The sequence below is a fragment of the Streptomyces sp. NPDC047079 genome (assembly GCF_040643755.1).
In the GTDB taxonomy this organism is placed as follows: domain Bacteria; phylum Actinomycetota; class Actinomycetes; order Streptomycetales; family Streptomycetaceae; genus Streptomyces.
This window is the reverse complement of record NZ_JBEYUZ010000039.1, coordinates 1-13,426: the sequence shown is the minus strand read 5'-3', so window position 1 is coordinate 13,426 and position 13,426 is coordinate 1. Positions and strand designations below refer to the sequence as shown.

General features: G+C 65.1%; 15 protein-coding genes. 12 read left to right on the top strand and 3 right to left on the bottom strand.

The genetic code is table 11. The annotated features are described in order from the left end of the window. Positions 1-159: 159 nt before the first annotated feature. The 9 genes from mycP (ABZ823_RS28845) (at position 160) to ABZ823_RS28805 (ending at position 9,071) form a co-directional block, all read left to right on the top strand. Positions 160-1,380: a type VII secretion-associated serine protease mycosin gene (mycP, locus tag ABZ823_RS28845; protein ID WP_361665784.1), complete on the top strand. Its 1,221-nt coding sequence runs from the start codon at positions 160-162 to the stop codon at positions 1,378-1,380. Positions 1,381-1,444: 64 nt separating this feature from the next. Next, positions 1,445-1,795, top strand: coding sequence for a hypothetical protein (locus tag ABZ823_RS28840; RefSeq protein ID WP_361665783.1), 351 nt, complete (start codon positions 1,445-1,447; stop codon positions 1,793-1,795). Positions 1,796-1,836: 41 nt separating this feature from the next. Then, on the top strand, positions 1,837-3,402 hold the full coding sequence (locus tag ABZ823_RS28835; RefSeq protein ID WP_361665782.1) for a hypothetical protein: 1,566 nt from the start codon (positions 1,837-1,839) through the stop codon (positions 3,400-3,402). 123 nt (positions 3,403-3,525) lie between these two features. Beyond that, complete coding sequence (gene mycP / locus ABZ823_RS28830) at positions 3,526-4,851, top strand: type VII secretion-associated serine protease mycosin (protein ID WP_361665781.1); 1,326 nt, start codon at positions 3,526-3,528, stop codon at positions 4,849-4,851. A 412-nt stretch (positions 4,852-5,263) separates the two neighbouring features. Further along, on the top strand, positions 5,264-5,602 hold the full coding sequence (locus ABZ823_RS28825) for a hypothetical protein (RefSeq protein WP_361665780.1): 339 nt from the start codon (positions 5,264-5,266) through the stop codon (positions 5,600-5,602). Further along, positions 5,599-6,726, top strand: coding sequence for a WXG100 family type VII secretion target (locus ABZ823_RS28820; protein ID WP_361665779.1), 1,128 nt, complete (start codon positions 5,599-5,601; stop codon positions 6,724-6,726). The genes ABZ823_RS28825 and ABZ823_RS28820 overlap by 4 nt, the downstream gene beginning before the upstream one ends. Continuing rightward, positions 6,726-8,135: a hypothetical protein gene (locus tag ABZ823_RS28815; RefSeq protein WP_361665778.1), complete on the top strand. Its 1,410-nt coding sequence runs from the start codon at positions 6,726-6,728 to the stop codon at positions 8,133-8,135. The genes ABZ823_RS28820 and ABZ823_RS28815 overlap by 1 nt, the downstream gene beginning before the upstream one ends. Positions 8,136-8,312: 177 nt before the next feature. Beyond that, positions 8,313-8,732 (top strand): hypothetical protein, encoded by a 420-nt coding sequence (locus ABZ823_RS28810; RefSeq protein ID WP_361665777.1) that lies wholly within the window; start codon positions 8,313-8,315, stop codon positions 8,730-8,732. A gap of 57 nt (positions 8,733-8,789) precedes the next feature. Further along, a complete protein-coding gene (locus tag ABZ823_RS28805) occupies positions 8,790-9,071 on the top strand; it encodes a hypothetical protein (protein WP_361665776.1) in 282 nt (93 codons plus the stop codon). 242 nt (positions 9,072-9,313) lie between these two features. On the opposite strand, the gene ABZ823_RS28800 is transcribed toward ABZ823_RS28805, so the two are convergent. Both ABZ823_RS28800 and ABZ823_RS28795 read right to left on the bottom strand, forming a co-directional pair. Further along, positions 9,314-9,925: a hypothetical protein gene (locus ABZ823_RS28800; RefSeq protein ID WP_361665775.1), complete on the bottom strand. Its 612-nt coding sequence runs from the start codon at positions 9,923-9,925 to the stop codon at positions 9,314-9,316. Positions 9,926-9,954: 29 nt separating this feature from the next. Next, positions 9,955-10,473, bottom strand: a complete 519-nt coding sequence (locus tag ABZ823_RS28795) for a hypothetical protein (RefSeq protein WP_361665774.1) — start codon at positions 10,471-10,473, stop codon at positions 9,955-9,957. Between the two features lie 192 nt (positions 10,474-10,665). Between ABZ823_RS28795 and ABZ823_RS28790 the strand changes: the two genes are divergently transcribed. The 3 genes from ABZ823_RS28790 to ABZ823_RS28780 all read left to right on the top strand — a co-directional run bounded on the left by ABZ823_RS28790 (position 10,666) and on the right by ABZ823_RS28780 (position 12,681). Further along, positions 10,666-10,986, top strand: a complete 321-nt coding sequence (locus ABZ823_RS28790) for a hypothetical protein (protein WP_361665773.1) — start codon at positions 10,666-10,668, stop codon at positions 10,984-10,986. A 24-nt stretch (positions 10,987-11,010) separates the two neighbouring features. Next, entirely contained in the window at positions 11,011-12,165 is a 1,155-nt protein-coding gene (locus ABZ823_RS28785) for a PE-PGRS family protein (protein ID WP_361665772.1), read from the top strand. Positions 12,166-12,279: 114 nt separating this feature from the next. After that, positions 12,280-12,681, top strand: coding sequence for a hypothetical protein (locus tag ABZ823_RS28780; protein ID WP_361665771.1), 402 nt, complete (start codon positions 12,280-12,282; stop codon positions 12,679-12,681). A 79-nt stretch (positions 12,682-12,760) separates the two neighbouring features. Here the strand turns inward: ABZ823_RS28780 and ABZ823_RS28775 are convergent, their stop codons facing one another. Beyond that, a complete protein-coding gene (locus tag ABZ823_RS28775) occupies positions 12,761-13,210 on the bottom strand; it encodes a hypothetical protein (RefSeq protein ID WP_361665770.1) in 450 nt (149 codons plus the stop codon). Between the last annotated feature and the right edge of the window lie 216 nt (positions 13,211-13,426).

Sequence of the window (13,426 nt, the reverse complement as noted above, 5' to 3'; positions counted from 1 at the left end):
CGGCCGCGCCTTCAGATCTGTCGGCGCATCTCCACACACACCGACATGACCCAGCTTCGAAGGAAGCAAGCAAGCCCTGGGGGCCTGAACATGGGGGGCCTGACAGCCCGTTCGCGTAGCCGCGACAGCGGAACCCGCGCACTGCGGTGGGCCTTCGGCTTGCTCGCAGCCACGGGAGTCTGCCTGGCCTCGGCGGCATCGCCGGCACTGGCCGCCCCGGCGATGCCCACGCGCCTCAGCGACTCCGGTGACCCCCGCTTCGGCCTTTCGGCCAGCACCGAGTGCGTCTTCGGCGGCGGCGTCATCAAGTCCACGCCCTGGTCGCTCCAGCGGCTCCTCCTGGACCAGCTGCACGCACAGGCGACGGGCAAGGGAGTCACGGTCGCGGTGATCGACACCGGCGTCGACGACTCCAACCCCCAGCTGACGGGCGCCATGGCCCCCGGTGGCGGCGACTTCGTCGGCTCCACCCACGGCACCGAGGACCTCGAGGGCCATGGCACCCGGGTCGCCGGCATCATCTCCGCACGTCCGATGAAGGGCACCGGCTTCGAGGGTCTCGCACCCGAGGCCAAGATCCTCTCCTTCCGCTACGCGGGCGGACAGGACAAGCAGGGCGACTCGCAGACCATGTCCCGGGCGATCAACGCCGCGGTGGCCAAGCGCGCGAAGATCATCAACATCTCCTCGGACACCGCCAACAAGCAGGACAACACCGAACTACGGAACGCCGTGGCGGCCGCCGTGCGGTCGGGCGCCCTGGTCGTGGCGGCCGCCGGCAACGACGGAGCCGACGGCACCTCGGCGAAGACCTACCCTGCCTCGTACCCGGGCGTCCTGGCGGTGGCGGCCTCCGACCGCAACGACGAACGCGCCTTCTTCTCACAGGCGGGCGACTTCGTGGACGTCGCGGCACCGGGCGTCGACATGGTCTCGACCGTCCCGAAGGGCGGCCAGTGCACCGCCGACGGCACGAGCTTCGCGGCCCCGTACGTCGCGGGCGTCGCGGCCCTGCTGAAGGAGAAGCACCCGAACTGGACGGCGGCTCAGATCACCACCCGCATCGAGGAAACCGCCGGCCGCCCGGGCCGCGGCCCCAACCGTTTCATCGGCTGGGGCGTCGTCGACCCGGTCGCCGCCCTGTCGGACGACACCACCCCGGGCAACACCCCCCAACCGGACCCGCCCATGGCGGCCCGGCCGGGAGGAGTCGTCCCGATGTCCGTGACGATGGGCGAAAGCGAAACGGACCGTCAACGCCGGATCGCCGTGTACGTCCTGGGCGTCGGTGTGCTGCTGACACTCGTGATCGCGGGAAGCGGCATGGCCCTACGGGACTGGCGGAGCAGGCGGACCGGACGGACCGGGCTCACGAGCTAGGCAATGACTTGGGCACCGAGCCGGTGCCGAGAGATTTGGATAACAGGGGAGAGGACAACGGGGTATGAGCAACGGAATGCGGGTCGATCTGAGCGCGCTGGATGAGGTCATCCGCAAGCTCTGGACGTTGCTGGACGACATGGACAAGGCGGGCACCACGTCGAAGTACGACACAGAGATCCCGATGGATGCCTTCGGCCAGTCCTGCATGTTCACAGAAGCCAGGGATCTGCACGGGGCTCAGGGCGAAATGAAGACCAAGATCGAAGGAATCATCAAGCAGCTGCACGAGTTGATAGACGACTTCAGCACGAAGACCTCGACGATCCGAGACAAGTACAACGACAAGGAACACGAGATCAAGCGGAGCGTGGGGGACGGCTCGGGTGGCTCCAAGAAGGGCCAGTTGGCGTAGTGGTCGTTTTCCGAAAGCAGCACTGACGAGGGGAGTTGGCCGTGGCCGACGCTAGAGGAGACTACGAAGCCAGCAAGCAGTACGCGGAACACCAGGAGAAGGAGAGGAACGCAGAACACCAGAAGCAACACGACCGCGTCGTCGAGTCCGACAAGGTCGCACACCAAGGGCACGGCGGACGCCCCACGGGGCTCAAGACCGACTTCATGTCCTACTCGATCAACGGCCTCCGCAAGATGATCCTGGACTCCAACCCCGGCAAGATCTCTGAGGTCGGCGGTCACTGGAAGAAGGTCCACGAGATCCTCTCCGGCGGCGACGGGGATGGCAAGACCGGCGGTGTGGACACGCAGCCGGCAAAGGGCAGCATCGCCGGCCTGCTCCAAACGGCCGTCGACAACGTCCTCGAGCACTGGGAAGGCCAAGCGGCCGACGCCTTCCGGCGTAGGGCAGACCACATCGGTGTCCAGATCCGCAATGGGTCCGCGCACGCCAACTTCATGGCGGAGCAGCTGTTCGCGATCAGCAAGGACCTCGACGCCTCCAAGGCGAAGATGGAGGAGATCAAAGAACCCTCCCTGGCCGAGCGCGCGGGCGACAAGCTCAACGACGACGGCCGCAACGACGCCCAGATGAAGAAGGACCTCGCAGCAGGCGTCAGCGCGGATGCGGTCGCCAAGGCGAACGAGAAGAATCTGTCGCTCACCAAGGAGCGGCAGCTGCAGGCCGTTGCCGTGATGGAGGAGCTGGCGGCCAACTACAAGGTTTATACAAAGAACCTTGGTAACAACTCGTGGAAGAACGATAGGGAAGGCGTCAATCCTCCGAGGCATGACGGCACGATGCCCCCTCCGATTGCACCCCCCAGCATTTCACCTGCGGGGCCGGGTACGGGGCGTGCGGCCAATAAGCCGTGGAGCGCAGGACCGACGACGAGCATCAAGCCAGCTCCCACAGTTCCCGGAGATCGGGGCATCTCAGGAGGCCTCCCGGCTCCTCGAGACGGGGGCATCCACGGAGGATCGCAGCTTCCCACCGTCAAGACGAAGGTTGACGACATCGCTCCACTTCCGACGCCCGGAACTGGCCCGGGAACTGGAGGGATCGGCGACGGCGGCGGTGGCGGCGGCATCCGCACAGGTGGAACTCAGCCCTCCGGCATTGTGGGTACTGGCGGAGCCTCCGGCCTCCCTCGGGGCGGTATTGGCATTCCCGGTGGACGCAGTGGTTTGGCCGGTGGCGGCGCGGCAGCAGGTCGCGGCGCTGGAGGTCGAGCCGGCATGGGCGGCATGGGCGCTGGAGGTGGCGCGGCGGGCCGAGGCGGTGCCAGCGTGGGGGGCCGTGGAGCTCTCGCGAGGGCCCGTGGCGGTGTGATCGGTGCGGCGAAGGGAGCCACCGGCAAGGGCTCCGGTGGTGGCGCGGGCCTGCACGGCAGTCGCGGTGGAACTCAGCGAGGTGCCATGGCAGGAGGGATGGGCGGTCGCAACGGCCGACGTTCCGAGGAAGAAAACAGCCGCGGCGAGCGTCCCGACTACCTTGTCGAGGACGAAGAGACCTGGATCTCGGAAGAGGACCGCGGCCGCAACGTACCGCGGACCATCGAGTAGGTATCCAAGCAGGTCGGGCAGAGAGCCATTGGCTGACCATGTGTGAAGGCTGGTGTAGCCAGCCCTAGCTGAGTGAGGAGCGAGGAATTGGGTTTCAAACGAGTGTCGTCCACGACAGGAGTCGTGGCGCTGACAGGAGCCTTGCTCCTCACCTCAGCCCCCACTGCCTCAGCGGATTACATCCGCGACAAACAGTGGGTCATTGACGTCATGAACTTCGAGAAAGTGTGGTCTGAGTCACAAGGCCAGGGCGTCACCGTTGCAGTAGTCGACACGGGGGTGGACGCTAGTAACCCCGATCTGGTTGGCCAGGTCCTGAAAGGAAAAAACGTCACCGGGAGTGACGAAGACCCGCATCACGACACCAATGGTCATGGCACTGGCATGGCGAGCATCATCGCGGGTCACGGGCACGGGCCGGGCAACTCATCAGGTGTTATTGGTCTGGCGCCGAAGGCCAAAATTCTTCCAATTAAGGCCGGAGACAGTAGTGAGCATGTCAATGAGCAGTGGCCGGATGGGGTTCGGTACGCAGTAGATCACGGTGCCTCAGTAATCAACCTATCGTTCGCGGATTCACTTGCTCGTCCTGGTGCGGATGGAGCGAAAGCAATTGAGTACGCCCAGCAGCGAGACGTTGTTGTCGTGGCATCTACTGGAAATGATGGAAGTGCCGAAGTAGATTATCCGGCAAAGCTGCCAGGCGTAGTGGCTGTAGGTGCAGTTGATCAATCTTTGAAGATCTGGGATGACTCCAACTATGGTGCAGGCGTGACAATCACTGCGCCCGGTGTCAAAGTCGTGGAAGCTGACCCGTCCCAGAACAGTGGCTACTCAGAGGGAACTGGTACATCAGACGCCGCCGCGTACGTCTCCGCGACAGCAGCCCTGGTCCGAGCCAAGTACCCCAACCTCACCGCAGGCCAGGTCATCAACCGCCTGATCAAGTCGGCAACCTTCCTCAATCACGATGTCAAGAAGGCACCCGATGAGGAGTACGGATACGGCATCATCCGCCCGTACAAGGCGTTGACGATGGACATCCCCGCCGGCCCCAAGGAGGGCCCCCTCGCCCAGGGGTCGTCCTCAACGTCCACGAACTCTGGAACCGCCTCCAAGGGCAGCGACAGCGCGAATCAGGCCAGCAACAAGAAGAGTTCCTCTTCCGGAAGCGTCTTCCTCATCGCCGGCATCGCAGCCGTCGCGGTCATCGCAGCCGTAGCTTTCGCGCTCATCCGCAGCCGCCGCAACAGCCGTAGTAACGGCCCTGGCTCTGGCGGCGGGATCCCTCCTCAGGGCACGGGCTACCATCCCCAGCACCCCACCTACCCGCCTGTCCAGCAGCCGTATCCGAACTCAGCTCCCCAGCAGTGGCACTCCACTCCTCCTGGACAGTCCCCACAGCACACCAACCCGTACACTCAACAGCCCCCGACGCAAGGCCAGTAGGGGACGAATCGCGCCCATGTGCGGTTGGTTAGACCTCGCCACTGGCTGCGACGGCGTCGCACGTCAGAGCCCGTGCTGTGCACGGGCTCTTGGCACGGCATGGCGTGCGCTGTCCCCCAAGAAGCTCGCATGACTGCTGCTGGTTGCCGAGACGCTCTGGCTTAGAACTGGCGGATCTCAACGCCCGTACTGCTATTAATGAGATGACGTCGCACACCGCGACGCACTTCACTGCCATCTTGCTCGGCACTGCACTAAGTGCCCCTTGGCTGCTTCTGGTCATGTCCATCACGTCCGGAGAGCTTCTGTGGCTGACCGCGCTCGACCTGATCGGTATGCACGTGGGCCTCTTAGTCATTTTGTATGGGTGCCAGCATGTCATGGCATGTTCATTTCAAAGATGAGGCAGTAGATGACTGACGATGGAACCGCGTACTACGAGGCCCAAGCGGGAAGAGAGTTAGCCCGTAAGTTTGAGTTGCACGCGTACGACCTGAGGTCTTTCCTCAAGGAGTTTCAGGAGAAGACGGGCGAAGAGGCCATTACTGACGGCTTCGGCGTGCTGACCGAATCGGCGGAGGTCACATCCGCCTACATTTCCTACTCCGCGGACGTCGCCAGCGCCATGAGAGTCGTTCATGAGCACTTGGACAAGATTGCGGACGCTTTGCGGAAGGTAAACAGGAACACCGAGGTCACCGACGATGACCTGGCTGTCCTCTTCGGGAAGCAAGCCGGCGGTGACCGGTGAGCGGGAACGAGTCCGCGGCCGAGGAGATCATCGAGCTCGGCATCGAGGTCATTAATCCTGGTGGTCGCCCGGAAGACCTGGAAGCTGCGGCAAGGGCGTGGCGCAAGCTGAAATCTGATGTCGAGGGCCTTGTCAAGGACCTGGACAGGGAGGTCAAGAGGACCGTCGGGCACACGTGGCGTGGCGAGGCTGCGAAGGCGTTCGAGGCTCACTGGGACCAGTTCGCTGCTGCGGTACTCGACGCGACGAACGACTTCGACGAAGCCGCCGAGGGGCTTGAGGAAGCCGCCAAGTGCATCCGCGAAGTCAATGAGGAGATCCACGAAATCTACATGGAGATCGGGATCTCCATCGGTGTCTCGGTGGGCATGTCATTCCTCGCACTTGGTGTCTCGGCTGCAGCAGGCACAGCGCGAGTTACCGTGCTGGTAACGAGGGCTCTCGAAGCCGCGGGACGGCTGGGCAGTTTCCTACGGCGGCTCGGCGCCTTGTACCAGCGGTTCTACGGCATGGGGAAGGTGGGAAGACTCCTCACCGAGGGGGCCCTCAACTGGGCTGGTGGTACCGCAGGTGGCATGGTCACCAGCCAACTGAGTGGCAAAGGCTGGGAAGTCGGGACCAACATGATCGGCGGTCTGACGGGGGCGACCGTCGGTACAGCAGCGGGCAAGGCCGTGACCGCGCTGGGCGGTAAAGAGATCGTCAGCGGCATGGTCGGCGGTGCGGCTGGTGGCATGTCGGGCGACTATCTGGACTCGCTTCGTAAGGGTGAGAACTTCGACATCAGGCAGGGCGTCGTTACCGGTATCACTGGAGGCGCAGCCGGTGGACTGAGTGGCGGGGCGAGTGCCCTCGACAGGGGTTTCGATGACATGGCTCGAGGCCTGAAAAACGAGAACGACTTCGGATTCAACGACAAAGGACGACCGGAGCACCAGCAGGCCGCTGCCGATGTGGCGCTCGGTTCCTCAACTCCCGTGGCCGGAGGCGTGTCCGCGAATACTGCGAAGGACGGGTTCGGCAGCGTGGACAAGAACGCGCGGGGGGCTCGGGGAAGCGTCGGGGAAGGCGTCAACGGTGGCCACGGGTCGGCAACGGACCGGATTCGCGAGGACTTTGGGTGATGGTGCACGGAAACGTGACTCGTACCCCATTCAAGGCCTCCTTCGTCGGCACGTGGTGTGCGGGCCTTGTTTTTGTGGCGGCGACGCACATGCTGTGGCTGTGGCTGTTCGGCACAGACCCGGACCTGCGGCAGCAGTTGGTTCTGGTTTCCCTTGGCTGTGCGCTCGTCTGCGTTGTGACAGTCGCCTTGCTGCAACGGTCGGCAGGAGGTTGGAGGCCATTCGGAGAAGTCGCCGCAGCCGTGTGTGTGGAAGCGGCATTGGAGACGCGTGGCTCGACCGCGGAGTCGGTCTCGCTGCCACGAACCATCCCCTCGAGGCGAGGCCGGCAGCTTCGATTCCTTGCCTGGGGAATCGGGATCCCCACCGTGCTTTTGGGGATAGTCGCCCTGGCTGCAGGGACTCCGCAAAGGCCGGAGTTGGTGCAACGCATCCACAGGGTCGGAGGCGAGTTCGGAATCGCACGAGCCGAGAAGGTCAGCGATGTCCGGCACAAGTCTTCCAGGGGCAAGGACCACTACACGGCGACGGTCGTTGTCCGGCTCCCCGTCGGGGCCGGCGCCCAGCCTGTGTCAACAACGGTGAAGCCGACCACGGCCGAGCCCTTGAGTCCCGGTGACCCGGTGGAGGTACTGTATGCGCCCGCACAGCCGCGGCTCGGAGCGGTTGCCGGGGACGACCGCAGTCTCGGTTGGAAACTGCGTGGGGAAACGATGCCCGCGTACATGCGCTGGTTCCTCGTCGCCGCATCGGTGCTCAGTTGGTTCCTGGCCGTGAACTATCTGTCGGCCAAGCACGGTCTTCGAGCGTTTTCACGACTGGGGAAGAACGACAAGGCCATTCGGGGCAGCTACACCCGAGTTGGCGGGCATTTCGATACGGCGGGGGAGGAGCAGGTACTCAGGGGAAAGTACCTGGAGATCGGCACGGATGCCGGACGGCTGCGCTTCTACACAGATATGGGCAGGAACGGTCTGCCGGAGGCGATGACGGACCGGCGACTGTGGCTGTGTTGGGACGCCCATCGGGGAGCCCGAGGCTCGCGGCTTTCTCCCAGCACCACGCCCGCGGCGCTGGTGTTCGACACCGGCTTGGTGGTGCACGGGATGATGCGCGTTGCCGAGACACAGTTGGTGAACGCCGGCGCAGTATCCGTGGAGAAAGCAGCTTCTGCTCCGAATGAGGACCGATCGCTCCGCCTGTTCGATCCGCGTGCACAGTGGCCCCTCTACATCCAGCCACTGGCTTTGCAGGCCTGCGTGGTCGTCATCGCCTGCGCTGCTCTGCTGACGTTCGACGTGGCGACCGGTTGGCGCTGGGCGGCGGGGATCGTTGGCTTCCTCGGAGCCTGCGGGGCCGGTGGTGCCGTCCTGGACGAGGGCCCTCACGCGAAGCGAACCGCAGCGTGACCGCTGCACAAGGAGTTATGGAGTGACGCAGAGAGCTCCGAAGACAAGTCCGCTGGTCCGGGCTGCCGTGTGGTCTTGCGGGATCATCGCTGCGCTGCTCGCCACCGGCTACCTGATCGGCTCCATCGACAACCTGGCGTTGTCCGCAGGGCTGTACGGCACCCGGGCACATACAAAGTGCTCCACTGCTCCGACACGAACCCCAGCAGCCTGCGTTCCGACTACGAGTGCTACGGCACCTTCGCTCCGCACGGTGACCCGGACGACGCGACACCTCAACATCTGGAACACGCCACCGACTATCCGGATGGCAAGGTGGTCGCAATGCGTCGGGGTTTCCGCACTGATGCCTACCAGGCCACCGGTGTCTGGCCCGCGATGGGTGAGATCTGGAAGGGGGGGCTGAGCCTCTGCGTCCTGGCGTTCTGCGGCGCACACGCGGTCGAGCCGAAGAGGACCGCGCGACGGCTTGCGGTCAATTCGACGCGGGGAAAGGCTGCGGACGCCCTGTTCCTAGTCTGCGCAGTCGGCGTGGCAATAGTTGTCCTGGACGGTGTCGCCGCCCTGCTGGTATGGCTGACGGGCCTGGTCCTCTGACTGTCGGCACCCGCGTAATGGTGGTTCAGGCAGGCCATATGGGCGCGGTTCACCAGGGTGAATAGCCCAGGCGCCCCACAGTGCAGCCGACTGCTAGCGGCTGAGGCCGTCAACGCCATCCCCGTCGGCGGGCAGCTCGCCTCGGCGGCCATGTTCACTCTGGCCGCAGCGCAGGCCATCCGGCTGATGGAGATGTGGGCGGAGGCGGCCGAGGCCTTCGGCAAGGTGGCGATGGCCATGACCGCGCTGGGAGCCGCCATCTCCACGGCCGTCAACGGGTTCTCGGCGGCGGACGGCTTCCCTCAGGTGGGCGGTGGCTACGACCATCGGGCGGTATAGCGGAGAAGACGGTCCCGGATCATGGAATTCTTCGAATCTGGGGTTCAGGGGCAAACGGGAGATCCGTACGGGGATTGCGGCTACGGCGGCCGCACTCGCCCTTGCCACTCTGCCGCTGACGTTCGTGCTGGCGTCCCTCGGGATGTCGTAGAAGGATCGGCTTGTCGTGCGGCGACAGTGCTGTGGCGAGCACGTCGGCCCCGGCGCTCCCTCGTTTACGTGAAGACGCGCCGGGGCTTCCGTCATGCGAAGAACACCACCAGCAGGCTGATGGCGAAGCCGATCACGCCCACCGCGGTGAGTACGTAGACGGTGCGGAGCAGGCCCTGGCTCGCCTCCTGCCTGGCACGGTGGACGTCGGAGGTGCCGCCGAAGGCGAAGCCGGTTGCGGTGCCGAGGAGGCCGATGGCGAGAGGGATCAGGGCGGCGAACCACCACGCGCAGCCGACTGCGATGGCGCCGACCCAGCCGTGGTCCTGCTGGTAGGAGGTGTCGCCGGACTTGCGGGCCTCGAGGACGTGGCCGCGAGGGTACAGGGCGTCGCTCCTGAGCTCGGCGTTGAGGTTCTTGGCGCTGCCGTCGTCGGCGGCGAAGGTGCCGTAGCACCACCTGGTCTTGGTCCGCTTCCGTGAACTGCTCGACGCGCTGGAGCGGTACTTGTAGTCGACGGTGCAGGTCTGGACGGTGAGCTTGCCCGGTGTGGAGGAGCCGTAGCGATAGGGACCGAGGAAGGCGCCGAGGGCCAGGAGCACGATACTTACGAGGATCAGGCCTGCGCCGATGAGGCGGCCGAGGCCGGCCTGCCTTCCCGGCGCGGCGGAGTTCGCCGCGGTGTTCCCGTGTACTTGTGTCATTGAGTGTTCCTCAGAATGGAATGCGGGCGTCACAGGGCGAGTGCGCAAACGAGCGCTGCCAGGATGCCCAGGACGAAAATTCCGCCCAGGAGAGGGCCGGTGACAGTGGGAGCCGGCAGACGCTGCCAAGAGACCGCGAAGCCGGGGCCATTGCGAACGCCGAAGCCTGTGAGGAGGCAGTAGACGCTGAATGCTGTCAAGGAGAGGCAGAGCGCGAGAATCGCGGCGTCGCGTCCGGGGTCCCGGTCCTGCGGCTGCTCGAAGGTATCGTCCACATGCACCACGGGGACCTTCACCCCGGTTTCAAAACGGGATGACGTTTGCACCACGACGTCCTGGTAGGTGGCCTCACCGTGTTCTGCGGTCCACGTTCCGGTGCAGCTGAACTTCAGTTCTGTGGTGCGCCTGTGCGTGCCGTAGCGGGTCTTCGTGTGTGTTTCGCATGAAGAAACCGTGAGGGTTCCATCGATGCCCTCGCCGGCGAGTTCGCTGCGCAGTTCCGGAATGGTCACCGCGGCGGCGACCGCTGCCAGGAGGAGCAGTCCCAATCCGAGGAGTCTTCCCGCCCACAGGCTCCCTGTGCTGCCGTAACGCGGCTGTGTTGTCACCACTGTTGGTCGTCCCCCTGGAAGACTTGACGATCTCTTGACCGGCGGATTCGCTGGGTCGTGCGCGAGGAGTCTAGGGTATCGGTCTGTCGTCCTATATGAACTATGGCGAGTGAACTACGGGGGAAGGCAATGGAGTTCGAAACCTTCGATGTGGACACTGCTGTGCTCCGCAAGCAGGGCGGAAACTTCGTGGACCTCGGGGGTGATTTCTCGAACGCCTCCAAGAGGCTTGCGGACACTCTCGAGGGGCTTGGGGAGCCATGGGAGGACGCGGACTTCGGGGAGGTCTTCGGTCAGGTCTACACGCCGATTCGCGATGGAATCCTGACGTCGATGGGGAGCCTTGCGGAACGGCTCCAGCGGATCGGGCACAACTTGCAGGACATGGCACGTAACTACGACGGAGTGGACGCGTCGAACAACGTGCTGATGAACGGGATTTCCCGCTAACTGTAAAAAAACGGGGCTATTGGCATGTCGCTTACACTGCCCAGCGAGCTTGTCTGGGTGCTCGACCTCCTCGGCTACTCCTGGCCCGAGGTCGACGAAGAAGCACTCCACGAGGTCGCCGAGACCTGGCGGAATTTCGGTGCGGAACTCGAAGAGATCCAGGCGCAGGGCGAACGCTTCGCCGGCACCGTCATCGCCGGCAACATCGGCTCGGCCATCGACGGCTTCAGCAAGGCCTGGGGCGCCTATACCGGCGTGAACGGGGAGGACAGATACATCCCGGACGCCAGGACCGCGTGCGAAGTGATCGCTCTCGCCTTCGACGCGGCCGCGGTGGCCGTACTCACGTCGAAGCTCGCCGTGATCGCGCAGCTCGTCGCTCTGGCCGTGGAGATCATCGCGGCGCAGGCGTCGGCCCCCTTCACCTTCGGACTGTCCGAGATCGGCGCGCTGGGTGCGACGCAGGCAGCGCGGGTGGTCGTCCGGGAGCTGCTGGAAAAGCTCAAGAAGGAGGTCATGGAGGCGATCACCAAGGCCATGGAGCATGCCTCCATGGACGCCCTCAAAAAGATCGCCAAGGAGCAGCTCGAGAAGGTCACCAAGGAGAAGGTGAAGCAGTTCGCCAAAGACCAGATCAAGGAGCAGGCCAAGCAGTTCGTCCAGGAGCGGGTTGTCGACGCCGCCAAGGACAAGGCCAAAGAGGTCGCCATCGGAATGGCGCAGAACATGGGCCGTCAGAGCATCGAGACCTACTTCGACGCGCGGTCCGGCATTGACCTCTCGGAGACGGCGGACGTCGCCAAGACGGCGGCCGGCGAGTACGTGGACGGCCTCAAGAATGAGGTCACCGGAGGCGAGGGATCGGCATTCGCCGACTACACGGATGTGTCCGGGCACGTGGACAACGCCGTGGGCAGCGCGACGGAGAAGGTCACCGGGGCGATCGGTGATCGCGCACAGCGGGGTGTCGACACGCTGGCCGGACACGGCGACCGCGCGACGGGCGGGTCCGACGGCGCCGGGGATGCCGTCTCCGCGGCGGATTCCGGCTCCTCGCGCACCGCGCAGGCGTCCAACAGGGCGGTGGCCACTGCCTCCACGGCCGACACCGGCTCCGCCGGTTCCTCCCCCGGCTCCTCGGGGGGCGCGCAGGAGTGGGCTCGAAGCGAGTTCGGATGACGCCGCCGCCTCTCACCGGGTCTACCGCTCTGACTGCGTTTCCGCCTTCACGGCCTTCACGGCATTCACCGCCTTCACCGCTCTCACCGTCGACAGGAAGGACGTGCGGGACCCATGACCGCGGACCGGGAGATCCCGTACGAGGAACTCATGGGCGTCGCCCAGGATCCCGAACAGGCCCTGCGGCTGCACCGCTCCCTGCGCGCCATCGCCGACGCGACATCGCTCGATACCGACCTGCGCGACATGGCGCGTGCGGTGCTGAGCGGCCGCGTCGACGTCAAGGACGCCTTCCAGGACCCGCGCTATACCGAGGCCGTCTATCAGCGGCTCGATGGGATCCGCCGGGCCGCCGACGACCAGACGTACGCGGAACGCCGGCAGTCCAAGGCCCGGTTCGCGGACTGGGACGCGCGGCAGCGAGCGGAGCTGGAGCGCGAACGCGCCGAGCGGGACGCGCCGGTCGGCGTCTCAGGCAGGGGAGGGCGACCGCTCGGCGCCGAGACGCGAAGGTGACTACGTCCTGCCTGTCTGTGTGCGGTGGGGGCTGCCGTGGTGAGGTTGCTCCCCGCACCCGTCGGGTGGCCTCGCTTCTTCAGCGCGGGGATCCTTGTGTGCGTTCCCGGTGCCCCTTGCGGTCCGGTACGCCCATGTAGCCGGCCTCACGCTCGATCTCACCGAGCCACAACTGGGGGACCTGCCGCTGGATCGCCGTGACCAGCGCCACCCGGGAACTCGCGGGGACCGGCAGGCGGTAACGCAGCCGGACAAGGGCGGGTTGCAGTGGCTCCTCGTCGCGGACCAGGGGCCACAGGATCGGGTCGTCGCGGTCGATGGGAGCGTTGGGGCATAGCTCGATGGAGTATGTCTTCACACGGCCCTTGCCCACCTTGCTCCAGTACACCCCGACCCCGGCGAGACTCTGCCAAGGGATGACGTTCTGAGCCTTGCCGTTGCTGACCCACAACCCCCTCTGGTCCACGCTCACGCTGGACCGCCGAGCCACCCAGGTGGTCATCAGGCTGGTGACGCTGATGAAGCCCATGAACAGCCCGATGACGATTCCCCCGATCCCCTTGGGGTTCGGCTCACCATCCCCTAGCCCGGGGGTCACCGCTATGCCGCCGAACAGGAGGAGGACACTGATCGCCGTCAGGACGATGCCGGGGGGGTGCCTCTATGTCTTCCGTCAAGGCATCCCTGTCGGGTTTGGGGTGGTTCGGGGTTGCTGAGGTTATGCGGCGAGCTCGACGTCTTTCGG

What these genes read in the sequence shown, in the direction of transcription:
- ABZ823_RS28840 (WP_361665783.1), top strand. Translation starts at nt 1,445, where the DNA reads ATGAGCAACGGAATGCGGGTCGATCTGAGCGCGCTGGATGAGGTCATC.
- ABZ823_RS28825 (WP_361665780.1), top strand. Translation starts at nt 5,264, where the DNA reads ATGACTGACGATGGAACCGCGTACTACGAGGCCCAAGCGGGAAGAGAG.
- ABZ823_RS28815 (WP_361665778.1), top strand. Translation starts at nt 6,726, where the DNA reads ATGGTGCACGGAAACGTGACTCGTACCCCATTCAAGGCCTCCTTCGTC.
- ABZ823_RS28800 (WP_361665775.1), bottom strand. Translation starts at nt 9,925, where the DNA reads ATGACACAAGTACACGGGAACACCGCGGCGAACTCCGCCGCGCCGGGA.
- ABZ823_RS28790 (WP_361665773.1), top strand. Translation starts at nt 10,666, where the DNA reads ATGGAGTTCGAAACCTTCGATGTGGACACTGCTGTGCTCCGCAAGCAG.
- ABZ823_RS28785 (WP_361665772.1), top strand. Translation starts at nt 11,011, where the DNA reads ATGTCGCTTACACTGCCCAGCGAGCTTGTCTGGGTGCTCGACCTCCTC.
- ABZ823_RS28780 (WP_361665771.1), top strand. Translation starts at nt 12,280, where the DNA reads ATGACCGCGGACCGGGAGATCCCGTACGAGGAACTCATGGGCGTCGCC.
- ABZ823_RS28775 (WP_361665770.1), bottom strand. Translation starts at nt 13,210, where the DNA reads ATGGGCTTCATCAGCGTCACCAGCCTGATGACCACCTGGGTGGCTCGG.